General features: G+C 69.3%; 11 protein-coding genes. 7 read left to right on the plus strand and 4 right to left on the minus strand.

Features of this window, described 5'->3' with window-relative positions; genetic code table 11:
* Positions 1-11 precede the first annotated feature (11 nt).
* Positions 12-1517: an Asp-tRNA(Asn)/Glu-tRNA(Gln) amidotransferase subunit GatA gene (gene gatA, locus EV685_RS00175; protein ID WP_130479992.1), complete on the minus strand. Its 1506-nt coding sequence runs from the start codon at positions 1515-1517 to the stop codon at positions 12-14.
* A gap of 13 nt (positions 1518-1530) precedes the next feature.
* The gene (gatC, locus tag EV685_RS00180) at positions 1531-1830 is read right to left on the minus strand and encodes an Asp-tRNA(Asn)/Glu-tRNA(Gln) amidotransferase subunit GatC (protein ID WP_130479993.1); all 300 of its coding nucleotides are present in this window, start codon (positions 1828-1830) and stop codon (positions 1531-1533) included.
* 375 nt (positions 1831-2205) lie between these two features.
* On the opposite strand from gatC, the gene EV685_RS00185 reads away from it, so the two are divergent.
* The 5 genes from EV685_RS00185 (at position 2206) to rodA (ending at position 8002) form a co-directional block, all read left to right on the plus strand.
* Positions 2206-3252 carry a rod shape-determining protein gene (locus tag EV685_RS00185; RefSeq protein ID WP_130479994.1) on the plus strand — a complete coding sequence of 349 codons (1047 nt, stop codon included), beginning with the start codon at positions 2206-2208 and terminating at the stop codon, positions 3250-3252.
* A gap of 62 nt (positions 3253-3314) precedes the next feature.
* Positions 3315-4265: a rod shape-determining protein MreC gene (gene mreC / locus EV685_RS00190; protein WP_130479995.1), complete on the plus strand. Its 951-nt coding sequence runs from the start codon at positions 3315-3317 to the stop codon at positions 4263-4265.
* Positions 4265-4780, plus strand: coding sequence for a rod shape-determining protein MreD (gene mreD, locus EV685_RS00195; RefSeq protein ID WP_420820791.1), 516 nt, complete (start codon positions 4265-4267; stop codon positions 4778-4780). Before mreC ends, mreD begins: the two co-directional genes overlap by 1 nt.
* Before the next feature lie 25 nt (positions 4781-4805).
* Complete coding sequence (gene mrdA / locus EV685_RS00200) at positions 4806-6851, plus strand: penicillin-binding protein 2 (RefSeq protein WP_130479997.1); 2046 nt, start codon at positions 4806-4808, stop codon at positions 6849-6851.
* Complete coding sequence (gene rodA / locus EV685_RS00205) at positions 6848-8002, plus strand: rod shape-determining protein RodA (RefSeq protein WP_130479998.1); 1155 nt, start codon at positions 6848-6850, stop codon at positions 8000-8002. The genes mrdA and rodA overlap by 4 nt, the downstream gene beginning before the upstream one ends.
* 63 nt (positions 8003-8065) lie before the next feature.
* Here rodA and EV685_RS00210 read toward each other — a convergent pair whose 3' ends face one another.
* Together EV685_RS00210 and EV685_RS00215 are read right to left on the minus strand one after the other, a co-directional pair.
* The gene (locus tag EV685_RS00210; RefSeq protein WP_207224727.1) at positions 8066-9610 is read right to left on the minus strand and encodes a sensor histidine kinase; all 1545 of its coding nucleotides are present in this window, start codon (positions 9608-9610) and stop codon (positions 8066-8068) included.
* A 33-nt stretch (positions 9611-9643) separates the two neighbouring features.
* Positions 9644-10315 (minus strand): response regulator transcription factor, encoded by a 672-nt coding sequence (locus EV685_RS00215; protein ID WP_130479999.1) that lies wholly within the window; start codon positions 10313-10315, stop codon positions 9644-9646.
* Between the two features lie 214 nt (positions 10316-10529).
* Between EV685_RS00215 and recA the strand changes: the two genes are divergently transcribed.
* Positions 10530-11582: a recombinase RecA gene (recA, locus tag EV685_RS00220; protein WP_130480000.1), complete on the plus strand. Its 1053-nt coding sequence runs from the start codon at positions 10530-10532 to the stop codon at positions 11580-11582.
* Positions 11583-11754: 172 nt separating this feature from the next.
* On the plus strand, positions 11755-12270 hold the full coding sequence (recX, locus tag EV685_RS00225) for a recombination regulator RecX (protein WP_130480001.1): 516 nt from the start codon (positions 11755-11757) through the stop codon (positions 12268-12270).
* Positions 12271-12607: the final 337 nt, after the last annotated feature.

Raw genomic sequence — 12607 nt, forward strand, 5'->3', positions numbered from 1 at the left:
TCCCGGGCCGCTCAGCCGGCCAGCGCAGGTGCCTTCAGATGCCAGTCGGTGGCCTGTTGCAGCGCATGTCCGGCGTGCAGCAGCGCACCTTCCTGCCAGTAGTTGCCGATCAGCTGCAGGCCAACCGGCAGGCCGCCCGCGCCAAAGCCAGCCGGCACGCTGATGCCGGGCAGGCCGGCCAGGCTGGCGGGCAGCGTGAAGATGTCGGCCAGGTACTCGGCCACCGGATCGTTCTGGCTGCCCAGCGCCCGCGCGACGGTCGGCGCAACCGGGCCGGCGATCAGGTCGCACTGGGCGAAGGCGGCCTGGAAGTCGTCGGCAATCATGCGGCGCAGCTTCTGGGCCTGCAGGTAGTAGGCGTCGTAGTAGCCGTGGCTCAGCACATAGGTGCCGATCATGATGCGGCGCTTGACCTCCGGGCCGAAGCCCTCGCTGCGGCTGCGGCGGTACATCTCGCCCAGGTCCTTGAAGTCCTTGGCGCGGTGCCCGTAGCGCACGCCGTCGTAGCGGCCCAGGTTCGAGCTGGCCTCGGCCGGCGCGATGATGTAGTAGACGGGGATGGACAGCTCGGTGCGCGGCAGGCTGACGTCGACCAGCGTGGCGCCGAGCTTCTCCAGCTCGGCCAGCGCCGCGCGGGTCGCGGCCAGCACGTCGGCCGTGACGCCCTCGCCGAAGAACTCGCGCGGCAGGCCGATGCGCAGGCCCTGCAGCGGACGCTCGGCGCTGGCGCCCTCGCGCCGCGCGGTGGTCACGGCGACGAAGTCCGGCACGGCTTGTTCGGCGCTGGTGGCGTCGCGCGGGTCGAAGCCGCTCATCGCTTGCAGCAGGTGGGCGCAGTCCAGCGCGCTGCGTGCCATCGGCCCGGCCTGGTCGAGGCTGGAGGCGAAGGCGATCATCCCGTAGCGCGAGCAGCGGCCGTAGGTCGGCTTGATGCCGGTGATGCCGGTGAAGGCGGCCGGCTGGCGCACCGATCCACCCGTGTCGGTGCCGGTGGCGGCTGGCACCAGCCGAGCCGCGACGGCAGCCGCGCTGCCCCCGGACGAACCGCCGGTGATGCGGCTGGTGTCCCACGGGTTACGGGCCGGGAACCAGGCCGAGTTCTCGTTGCTGCCGCCCATCGCGAACTCGTCGCAGTTGAGCTTGCCCAGCGTGACCGCGCCGGAGGCGGACAGTCGGCTGACCACGGTCGCGTCGAAGGGGCTGCGGTAGCCGGCCAGCATCTTCGAGCCGGCGGTGCTGGGGAAGTCGCGCGTGACGAAGATGTCCTTGTGCGCGATCGGCACGCCCAGCAGCGTGTGGCCGGCGCCGGCCGTGCTCGTCACGCCCTTGGCGCGCCAGGCATCGGCCGCAGCGGCCTGGGCCAGCGCGACGTCAGCGTCGGTGCACAGAAAGGCGCCGAGCGACTCGTGCGCGGCGATGCGGTCCAGCAGGTGGCGCGTCAGCTCGACGCTGGAGACGGTCTTGGCGTCCAGGGCGGCGGCCACGTCGGCCACGCCCAGGTGATGCAGGTCGGTCATGTCTGTGGCTCGCTCACTCGATCACGCGGGGGACCAGAAACAGGCCACCTTCGACCGCCGGGGCGCTCTTCTGGTTGGCCTCACGCTGGTTGGTCTCGGTCACGGCGTCGTCGCGCAAGCGCAGGCTGACGTCCTGGACCGCCGACAGCGGCGTGTAGAGCGGCTCGACGCCGGTGGTGTCGACCGCACGCATGCGCTCGACGATGTCGAAGAAGCCGTTGAGTTGGCCGAGCAGGTCGCGCTGCTCGGTCTCGCCGAGGTCGAGCCGCGCCAGATGGGCGATGCGGCTCACGTCCGCAGGGGTGAGGGCCATGGTGCCTGGAGTGGGTGCGGGCGCGGCGGTCCGGTGCGGCGGGCGGGCCGTCGGAGCCCGTCGGGAGCCTGCGCCCGGCCGGTCGCAAGACCGGTGCCTGGACCGTCGCGCCGGGGGTTCCGACGCGGTCCCGATGCGGCAGGCCGCCCGGGTGCTTGCGGTATTATGGCCCGCCTTTCCAGCAGGTCCGCCCTGCAAGAAGCACGCTGCCGCCTGTGGTCACGCCCCGGGCGGCTCGTGGTTTCTGGGGTCGGTCGAACGGTCACGAACTGTCACCGACCTGTCGCCTGCGCCCCGCCACGCGGGGTTCCGTTGATTCCACGGGAGGTGTCCGCCGCACGTGGCCGACCTCCCGATGCTGCTACCGAGTTGCCCATGTTCTTCGGATCGATGCGCCGTTATTTCTCCACCGATCTCGCGATCGACCTGGGGACCGCCAACACCCTGATCTACGTGCGCGGCACGGGCATCGTGCTGAACGAACCCTCCGTGGTTGCGATCCGCCATGAGGGCGGCCCGAACGGCAAGAAGACCATCCAGGCGGTGGGTGCCGAGGCCAAGGCGATGCTGGGCAAGGTGCCAGGCAACATCGAGGCGATCCGCCCGATGAAGGACGGCGTGATCGCCGACTTCACCGTCACCGAGCAGATGCTCAAGCAGTTCATCAAGATGGTGCACCCGCGCTCGCTGCTGCGGCCGAGCCCGCGCATCATCATCTGCGTGCCCTGCGGCTCGACCCAGGTCGAACGACGCGCGATCCGCGAATCGGCGCTCGGGGCTGGCGCCAGCGAGGTCTACCTGATCGAAGAACCGATGGCCGCCGCGATCGGTGCCGGCCTGCCCGTCAGCGAGGCCTCCGGCTCGATGGTGGTCGACATCGGTGGCGGCACCACCGAGGTCGGCGTGATCTCGCTGGGCGGCATGGTCTACAAGGGCTCGGTGCGGGTCGGCGGTGACAAGTTCGACGAGGCCATCATCAACTACATCCGCCGCAACTACGGCATGTTGATCGGCGAGCCCACCGCCGAGGCCATCAAGAAGGAAATCGGCAGCGCCTTCCCGGGCTCCGAGGTCAAGGAGATGGAGGTCAAGGGCCGCAACCTCTCCGAAGGCGTGCCGCGCAGCTTCACCGTCTCGTCCAACGAGATCCTCGAAGCCCTGACCGACCCGCTCAACCAGATCGTCTCGAGCGTCAAGAAGGCGCTGGAGCAGACCCCGCCGGAGCTGGGCGCCGACATCGCCGAGCGCGGCATGATGCTGACCGGCGGCGGCGCGCTGCTGCGTGACCTGGACCGGCTGCTGGCCGAAGAGACCGGCCTGCCGGTCCTGGTGGCCGAGGACCCGCTGTCCTGCGTCGTGCGCGGTTGCGGCATGGCGCTCGAACGCATGGAGCGCCTGGGCTCGATCTTCACCTCGGAATGAGGCTGGCCGCCGGCCATGCGCAGCGCCCGCGCGTGGGCATGGCCTGACCGGACGCGACGGACATGCCGCTCGGCTCCCTCGATCGCACCCCTCCCCCTTTCTTCCGCCAGGGCCCTTCGGCCCTGACGCGGCTGGTGTTCTTCGCCTCGGTGGCGGTCTTCCTGATGGCGGCCGACACCCGGCTCGGCCTGGGTCAGCCGGTGCGAGCGATCGTCGCGATGGCGCTGCACCCCATCGAGGTCGTGTTGCTCGCGCCGGTGCGCGGCGCCGGCACGGCCGGCGACTACTTCGGCGGCATCGCCCAGGCCCGCATGGACGTCGAGGCGGCCCGCGCCGAGGCCCGTCGGCAGGCCGAACGGGCCTTGCCGGTCGAGCAGCTGCTGCACGAGAACGCTCAGCTGCGCGGCCTGCTGGACCTGCGTGAGCGCCTGGCCCTGCGCAGCCACGCCGCCGAGGTGCTCTACGAAGCCTCCGACCCCTACAGCCGCAAGGTCGTGATCGACAAGGGGGAGCAGGCCGGCCTGCTGCAGGGCTCGCCGGTGGTCGACGCGCGCGGCGTGCTGGGCCAGGTGACGCGGCTCTACGCGCTGACCGCCGAGGTCACGCTGCTGGTCGACCGCGACGCCGCGATCCCGGTGTTGAACCGCCGCACACAACAACGCAACGTGGCCTACGGCGCGCCGGCCAGCGATGGCATGGAGCTGCGTTTCGTGGCCGCCAACGCCGATGTGCGCGACGGCGACGAGCTGCTGACCTCCGGCCTGGACGGCGTCTACCCGCCCAGCCTGCCGGTGGCCCGTGTGATCAGCCTGGAACGGCGGACCCAGAACGACTTCGCCCGCATCGGCCTGCAACCGCTGGCGGGCGCCGATGGTGTGCGCCATGTGCTGGTGATCGACCCGATCGGCACCCAGATGCCGGCCCGCCCGGACGTCGCCGCGTCGGCGGCATCGGCCGCCACCGGCCGGGTCAATCCGCGACGCCCGCCGTCGACCCCGGGAGTCCGACCGTGATGCCCCGCATCGGCGACCAGTTGCTGCTCCCGGTCAACCCGTGGTTCATGTGGGCCACGATGCTGCTGGCGCTGGCCGCAAACATGATCCCGCTGGGCCGCCAGCCGGCCATGCCCGACCTGGTCGCCGTCGTGCTGGTGTTCTGGAACGTGCACCAGCCGCGCCGGGTCGGCGTCGGCGCGGCCTTCGTGTTCGGCTTGCTGATGGACGTGCACGAGGGTGGCCTGCTCGGCCAGCATGCGCTGGCCTACACGCTGCTGAGCTACTTCGCGATCACCATCCACCGCCGCCTGCTGTGGTTCACCGCCCCGGCACAGGCCCTGCACGTCCTGCCGCTGATGGCGGCCTCGCACCTCGTCACGCTGCTGCTGCGGCTGGCCACCGGTGGCGATTTCCCGGGCTGGGAACTGTTGCTCTCGCCGCTGTTCGAAGCCTTGCTGTGGCCGGTCGTGAGCGTGCTGCTGCTGGCACCCCAGCGGCGCGCGCCCGACCCCGACAAGCACCGACCGCTCTGATGACGCCCCCGGGCGCCCTGCCGCGATGATCGAGCTGCGCAACGTCGAACAGGAACTCGAGGGGTTCCGCACCCGCCTGATCGTGGCCGCGCTGGTCGTGCTCGGCTGCTTCGGCCTGCTGGTGATCCGGCTGGTGCACCTGCAGATCTTCACCCATGAGGAGCTGGCGACGCAGGCCGAGAACAACCGCATCGCGGTCGTGCCCATCGTGCCCAACCGCGGCTTGATCGTCGACCGCAACGGTGTCGTGCTGGCCGACAACTATTCGGCCTACACCCTCGAGATCAACCGCTCGCAGCTGGGCGAGCCGCTGGAGGTGGTGATCGACCAGCTGGCCGAGGTGGTGGAGATCCAGCCACGCGACCGCCGCCGATTCCGCCGCCTGATGGAGGACAGCAAGAGCTTCGAGTCGCTGCCCATCCGCACCAAGCTGAGCGACGCCGAGGTGGCCCGCTTCACCGCCCAGCGCTACCGCTTCCCCGGCGTCGAGATCAAGGCTCGGCTGTTCCGCAACTACCCCTACGGCGAGCTGGCCAGCCACGTGCTCGGCTACATCGGCCGCATCAACCAGGCCGAGAAGGCCGCGATGGACGAGTGGTCCGAGGAGGACTACGCCAACTACCGCGGCACCGAGGTGATCGGCAAGCTGGGCATCGAGCAGCGCTACGAGCGCGAACTGCACGGCATCACCGGCGTCGAGGAGGTCGAGACCAGCGCCGGTGGCCGGCCGGTGCGGCGACTGCGCTCGGAGCCCTCGTCGCCGGGCAACACCGTGCGCCTGTCGCTGGACATCAAGCTGCAGGCCCTGGTCGAACGCCTCTATGGCGACCGCCGCGGCGCGCTGGTGGCGATCGATCCGCGCAATGGCGAGGTGCTGGCCTTCGTCAGCAAGCCAACCTTCGATCCCAACCTGTTCGTCGACGGCATCGACCAGGACAGCTGGAAGGAACTCAACGAGTCGATCGACAAGCCGCTGCTCAACCGCGCGCTCAAGGGCACCTACCCGCCCGGCTCGACCTTCAAGCCCTTCATGGCGATCGCGGCGCTGAACTCGGGCAAGCGCAGCGCGACCCAGGTCATCAACGACAGCGGCTCCTTCATGTTCGGCAACCACCGCTTCCGCAGCCACGGCGATTCCGGGCTCGGGCCGGTCGACATGGTCAAGTCCATCGTGCTGTCGAGCAACGTCTACTACTACTCGCTGGCCAACGAGATGGGCGTGGACCTGATGCACCAGCAGCTCGCGCCCTTCAGTTTCGGCCGCCGCACCGGCATCGACCTGGACGGCGAGGCCACCGGCGACCTGCCGTCGACGGAATGGAAGCGGCGCAAATACAAGCGCCCCGACCAGCAGCGCTGGTATGCCGGCGAGACGATCTCGCTGGGCATCGGCCAGGGCTACAACAACTTCACGATGCTGCAGATGGCGCACGCGATGGCCACGCTGGTGTCGGGCGGCCAGCGCCACGAACCGCGCCTGGTCAGCGACATCGAAAACGTGGTCAGCCACGAGCGCCGGCCACCGCCGCGCGAGCCGCTGGAGGCGCTGGCGCTCAAGCCCGAGCATGTCGAGGTGATCCGCCGTGCCCTGCATGGCGTGACGGTGGAAGGCACCTCCACCCGGGTCTTCGCCGGAGCGCCCTATGCGAGCGGCGGCAAGACGGGCACGGCGCAGGCCAAGAGCGTCGGCCAGAACGAGAAGTACAACGCCGCCCGGATGGACGAATACGTCCGCGACCACTCGCTCTACACCGCCTTCGCGCCGCTGGACCAGCCGACCGTGGCGCTGGCGGTGATCGTCGAGAACGCCGGCTTCGGCGCCGAGGCCGCCGCACCGATCGCCCGCCGGGTGCTGGACTACCTGCTGACAGGCCAGTACCCGAGCGAAGAGGACATCGAACTGACCCGCATCGGCAAGGCCGGCGCCCCGCTCGGCCGGGCGCGCCTCGCATCGGAAGTACCGCTGCCCACCCTGATGAACGCAGGCATCGCCACGCCGGTGGCGGCGTCGGATGCGGCGTCCGGCGCTGCGCCGGCATCCGCAGCCTCCGCCACACCCCGTCCACGATGAACCAGTCCTTCGCCCGCCAGACCCTGCGCCAGCGTCTGCGTCCCTGGTTCGAGGGCTTCGACGTGCCCCTGGTCGGCGCCATCGCGTTGCTGTGCGCCTGCGGCCTGCTGGCGATGTATTCGGCCGGCTTCGACCACGGCACCCGCTTCGTCGACCATGCCCGCAACATGCTGCTGGCCGGGCTGATCCTGTTCATGGTCGCCCAGGTGCCGCCGCAGCGCCTGATGGCGCTGGCCGTGCCGCTCTACACCTTCGGCGTGCTGCTGCTGGTGGCCACGGCGCTGTTCGGCGTGACCAAGAAGGGGGCCACGCGCTGGCTCAACGTCGGGGTCGTGATCCAGCCCAGCGAGATCCTCAAGATCGCCACGCCGCTGATGCTCGCCTGGTGGTTCCAGCGCCGTGAAGGGCGGGCCCATGTGCGCCATTTCGTGATCGCGGGCGTGCTGCTGCTGCTGCCCTTCGCGCTGATCGCCAAGCAGCCCGACCTGGGCACCGCCATCCTGGTGCTGTCGGCCGGCTTCTTCGTGATCTTCTTCGCCGGCCTGTCCTGGCGCCTGATCGTGCCGGTCGCGGCGATCGGCGCCATCGGCGTCATCGCGTTGGTGCTGGCCGGGCCGACTCTGTGCGAGCCTGGGGTCGACTGGGTGGTCCTGCACGACTACCAGAAGAACCGCGTCTGCACCCTGCTCGACCCGTCCAAGGACCCGCTCGGCAAGGGCTTCCACATCCTGCAGGGCATGATCGCGATCGGCTCGGGCGGGGTCACCGGCAAGGGCTTCATGAAGGGCACCCAGACCCACCTGGAGTTCATCCCCGAGCGCACGACCGACTTCATCTTCGCCGCCTATGCCGAGGAGTTCGGCCTGATCGGCGCCCTGGTGCTGCTGGCCGGTTTCTCCTTCCTGATCCTGCGCGGCCTGGCGATCTCGTTCGCCGCGCCCAGCGTGTTCTCCCGCCTGCTGGGCGGCGCGATCACGATGAGCTTCTTCACCTACGCGATGGTGAACATGGGCATGGTCAGCGGCATCCTGCCGGTGGTCGGCGTGCCGCTGCCCTTCGTCAGCTATGGCGGCACCGCGATGGTGATGCTCGGGCTGTCGCTGGGCATCCTGATGTCGATCTCGCGTTCGCGCGGCCTGATGCAGCGCTGATGCAGTGCTGAGAACGCGCGGAGAACGCGCTGATACGGCGCTGACCCGCGCAGCGTGCTGGCGTCAGGCCGGGTCGGCCACGGCGGGCATGGCGCTGTCCGGCAAGACAGCTTCCTGCTTCGGCAGCTGACGCGGCAAGCGCACCGTGAAGCGTGCGCCCGGCCCCTCACCCGAGGGCACCTGATGCGCCGCGCGGGCATCGTCCAGCACGATCGTCGTGCCGTGCTGCGCGGCGATCTCCGCAACGATCGCCAGACCCAGGCCCGAGCCGTCGACGGTCGTGCCGAGCGCCCGGTAGAAGGGCTGGAAGACCAGCTCGCGCTCGCTCTCGGGTATGCCCGGACCCGAGTCCTCGACCTGCAACACGACCACCTGGCCGAACGGGTCGACCAGCAGCCGCACCGTCACCGTGCCGCGCGCAGGCGTGTACTGCAGGGCGTTGTCGACGAGGTTGGCGACCAGCTCGCGCAGCATCAGCGGGATGCCCAGCACATGGCAGTCATGCGCCGGATCGCCGTCGTCGCTGTCGCCGCCCGGGCCCTCGAAGCCGAGGTCGATGCCCTTGTCGAGCGCCTTGGGCACGAAGTCGCGCACCACGTCGATCGCCAGCTCGCGCAGGTCCAGTGGCACCCGCGCCGCGTTCGTCGCCTGGGCGTCGGTGCGGGCCATCGACAGCAGCTGGTTGACCATGTGGGCGGCGCGCTGCGAGGCGTTGGCCATGTGCTCCAGCGATTCGCGCAGCGAACGGGTGTCGCCGTTGCCATCGGCGATGGCGCGGGCGGCCAGTTCGGCCTGCATGCGCAAGCCCGCCAGCGGCGTCTTGAGCTGGTGCGCGGCGTCGGCGAGGAAGCGCTTCTGGGTCGCCATCGAGTCCTGCTGGCGGTCAAGCAGGTCATTGATGGCCTGGACCAGCGGCGAGACTTCCTCGGGGACGTCCAGCACATCGATCGGCGACAGGTCGTCGCTGGGCCGCTGGCGGATGCGCTGCTGCAGGGCATTGAGCGGCGCCAGACCACGCGCCAGCGCGAACCAGACCAGCAGCACCGCCACCGGCAAGATCACGAACTGCGGCAGGATCACGCCCTTGATGATCTCGGTGGCCAGGCGCGAACGCTTGGTCAGCGTCTCGGCCACCTGCACCAGCGCCGGCCGATCCTGGCCCGGCAGTTCGACCCATTCGTAGGCCACCCGCACGCTGTCGCCGAGCATCTCGTCATCGCGCAGCATCGGCTCGCCCGGCTTGGGCGGCTCGGCCTCGTGCGGCACCGGCAGGTCGCGGTCGCCGCTGATGAACTCGCCACGGCTGCCCAGCACCTGGTAGTAGACGTTGTCGACCTCGTCGGCGCGGAACAGCCGGGCGGTCTCGCGCGGCAGGTCGAAGCCCAGCCCGTTGGGCCGCACCTCGATGCGCTGGGCCAGCGTGCGCACCGACTCGCGCAAGGCCCGGTCATAGGGTTTGCTGGCGATGCCCTGCGCGGCCAGCCAGGTCAGGGCCAGGCTCATCGGCCAGATCACCAGCAAGGGCGCGAGCATCCAGTCCAGGATCTCGCCGAACAGCGACCGCTGCTCGCGACGACGTGCCAGCACGCCCAGCGCCACGCGCTTCATGCGAGGGCAGCGGTCAAGGCGCCGAGGTCCGCATCAGGCCGGGATCTTCTCAAGGCAATAGCCCAGCCCGCGCACGGTGGCGATGCGGATGGGGCCCTGCTCGATCTTCTTGCGCAGCCTGTGGATGTAGACCTCGATGGCGTTGTTGCTGACCTCTTCGCCCCACTCGCACAGCCGCTCGACCAACTGGTCCTTGCTGACCAGACGGCCGGCGCGCTGCAGCAGGACTTCCAGCAGGCTCAGCTCGCGGGCGGACAGGTCGACCATCTGCTCGTTGATGTAGGCCACCCGCCCGGTCGCATCGAAGCTGAGTGGCCCGTGGCGGATGATGGCGCTGGCTGATCCGAGACCACGACGCGTCAAGGCCCGCACCCGCGCCTCAAGTTCCTGCAGCGAAAACGGCTTGGCCATGTAGTCGTCGGCACCGAGGTCCAGGCCCTTGACACGCTGCTCGACGCTGTCGGCGGCGGTCAGGATCAGCACCGGCACGGACGAGCCGCGCGAACGCAGCTTCTTGAGCACCTCCAGCCCGTGCAGCTTGGGCAGGCCCAGGTCCAGGATCAGCAGGTCGAACTCGTGCGCGGCCAGCGCTGCATCGGCCTCCGAGCCGCTGCCGACATGGTCGACCGCATAGCCGGCCGCGCGCAGGCTGCGCAGCAGGCCATCGGCCAGGACCTGGTCATCTTCGGCAATCAGGATGCGCATCGTGTGGTCTCCTCGCGGGCTGCCCGGTGTCCGGGACGGTGTACGTCAGGTCTCGCCTCATTGTAGGAAGCGCTCACGCCCGTTCTCCATCGGTGTTGTCGCGGTGCGGCATGCAGAATCCGGCGCTCGCGCCCGCGTCGGCCACACACGCATCGGGTACTGTACAAACATCCAGCACTTCAACATAATGGCGACCAAATCCACGGAGAAACGCATGGACGCGAGCACCGCGAAGTCCGCCCTCAGCGGCGAAAAGGCCAAGGCTCTGCAGGCCGCCCTGGCGCAGATCGAGAAGCAGTTCGGCAAGGGTTCGATCATGCGGCTCGGCGAGGGCGAGGTGATCGAGGACATCCAGGTCGTCTCCACCGGCTCGCTCGGACTGGACGTGGCCCTGGGCGTCGGTGGGCTGCCACGCGGCCGGGTGATCGAGATCTACGGCCCGGAATCGTCGGGCAAGACAACGCTGACGCTGCAGGTCATCTCCGAGATGCAGAAGCTCTCCGGCGTCTGCGCCTTCATCGACGCCGAGCACGCACTCGATGCCCAGTACGCCCAGAAGCTCGGTGTCAACCTGCAGGACCTGCTGATCAGCCAGCCCGACACCGGCGAGCAGGCCCTCGAGATCGTCGACGCGCTGGTGCGTTCCGGCTCGGTCGACCTGATCGTCGTCGACTCGGTCGCCGCGCTGACGCCCAAGGCTGAACTCGAAGGCGAGATGGGCGATGCCCTGCCCGGCCTGCAGGCCCGCTTGATGAGCCAGGCCCTGCGCAAGTTGACCGCCACGATCAAGAAGACCAACTGCATGGTCATCTTCATCAACCAGATCCGCATGAAGATCGGCGTGATGTTCGGCAGCCCCGAGACCACCACCGGCGGCAACGCGCTGAAGTTCTATGCCTCGGTCCGCCTGGACATCCGCCGCATCGGCAGCATCAAGAAGGGCGAGGAAGTCATCGGCAGCGAGACCAAGGTCAAGGTCGTCAAGAACAAGGTCGCTCCGCCCTTCAAGACCGCCGAGTTCGACATCCTGTACGGCGAAGGCATCAGCCGTGAAGGCGAGATCATCGACATGGGCGTGATCGCCAAGGTCGTCGACAAGTCTGGCGCGTGGTACGCCTACAGCGGCGAGAAGATCGGCCAGGGCAAGGACAACGCCCGCGAGTTCCTGCGCGAGAACCCGGCGCTGGCCGTCGAGATCGAGAACAAGATCCGCGACTCGCTGGGCATCTCCTTGCTGCCGTCGGCGGGCGCGGACACCGCGACCTGATCCACATGGCCTGATCGACATGGCTTGATGGACCCGGCCTGATCGACAAGGCCAGGCCCTTTGCCCTCAAGGCCCGGCTTCCAACCGGGCCTTGTCGCTTTCGGGGCGCGGTGTCTTCCGTCATGCCCCGCCGGCCGCTCTCAGAACCATTTCGACAACGACCGACCCCGTCATGGCCACGACCCCGCTGTCGCTCAAGGCCCGAGCGCTCAAGCTGCTGACGGCGCGTGAGCATTCGCGTGCCGAACTCGAACGCAAGCTCACACCACACCTGCAGCCGGGCGACGACCTCGAGGCGGTGCTCGATGAACTGACCCGGCGCGGCTTTCTCGACGAGGCCCGCTACGTCGAATCGGTCGTGCATCGGCGCGCCGCGCGCAGTGGCGCACGGCTGATCCGGCAGGAATTGCAGGCCCAGGGCATCGCGCCCGAACAGATGGCCGCTGCCCTGGACGTCCTGCGAGACAGCGAGCTTGGCCGGGCCCGAGACCTGTGGATGCGGCGCTATGGCGGCCCGCCGGCCGATGGACGCGAGGCGGCGCGGCAGCAGCGCTTCCTCTTGTCACGCGGCTTCAGCAGCGATGTGGTGCGACAGCTGGTGCGCTGGCGTGGGGGCCAGACGAGCGGGTCGGACGAGACGAACGACGCCATCGACCCGGAGCAGGACCTGTCGGACAGCATGGACTGAAGCGCCCCGTCGGGCCATCGGCAAGGATGCACCGATCGCCGGACAGGCCGCAGCGACCACGATGGTCCGCATGCTGAACATTGCCGTCCCAGCGAGCGGTTGCGGCAGTGCAACATGCTAGAGTGCCGCCGCGCCGTCGGCCTTGCGTGTGTCTGCACGCCCGCCCCAGGTCGCCATCCACGACGCGGCCTCGACGCCGTGCAACAACCGTCCTCCCCAGGACCACGAACACACCACACCCATGAAGATCCACGAGTACCAAGGCAAGGAAATCCTGCGCCAGTTCGACGTGCCGGTGCCGCGCGGCTATCCGGCGTTCACGGTTCAGGAGGCGGCC

The organism is Sphaerotilus mobilis, from assembly GCF_004216565.1.
In the GTDB taxonomy this organism is placed as follows: Bacteria; Pseudomonadota; Gammaproteobacteria; order Burkholderiales; family Burkholderiaceae_C; genus Sphaerotilus; species Sphaerotilus mobilis.

What these genes read in the sequence shown, in the direction of transcription:
- mreD (WP_420820791.1), top strand. Translation starts at nt 4,265, where the DNA reads ATGCCCCGCATCGGCGACCAGTTGCTGCTCCCGGTCAACCCGTGGTTC.
- EV685_RS00185 (WP_130479994.1), top strand. Translation starts at nt 2,206, where the DNA reads ATGTTCTTCGGATCGATGCGCCGTTATTTCTCCACCGATCTCGCGATC.
- recX (WP_130480001.1), top strand. Translation starts at nt 11,755, where the DNA reads ATGGCCACGACCCCGCTGTCGCTCAAGGCCCGAGCGCTCAAGCTGCTG.
- gatA (WP_130479992.1), bottom strand. Translation starts at nt 1,517, where the DNA reads ATGACCGACCTGCATCACCTGGGCGTGGCCGACGTGGCCGCCGCCCTG.
- EV685_RS00210 (WP_207224727.1), bottom strand. Translation starts at nt 9,610, where the DNA reads ATGAAGCGCGTGGCGCTGGGCGTGCTGGCACGTCGTCGCGAGCAGCGG.
- EV685_RS00215 (WP_130479999.1), bottom strand. Translation starts at nt 10,315, where the DNA reads ATGCGCATCCTGATTGCCGAAGATGACCAGGTCCTGGCCGATGGCCTG.
- gatC (WP_130479993.1), bottom strand. Translation starts at nt 1,830, where the DNA reads ATGGCCCTCACCCCTGCGGACGTGAGCCGCATCGCCCATCTGGCGCGG.
- recA (WP_130480000.1), top strand. Translation starts at nt 10,530, where the DNA reads ATGGACGCGAGCACCGCGAAGTCCGCCCTCAGCGGCGAAAAGGCCAAG.
- rodA (WP_130479998.1), top strand. Translation starts at nt 6,848, where the DNA reads ATGAACCAGTCCTTCGCCCGCCAGACCCTGCGCCAGCGTCTGCGTCCC.
- mreC (WP_130479995.1), top strand. Translation starts at nt 3,315, where the DNA reads ATGCCGCTCGGCTCCCTCGATCGCACCCCTCCCCCTTTCTTCCGCCAG.
- mrdA (WP_130479997.1), top strand. Translation starts at nt 4,806, where the DNA reads ATGATCGAGCTGCGCAACGTCGAACAGGAACTCGAGGGGTTCCGCACC.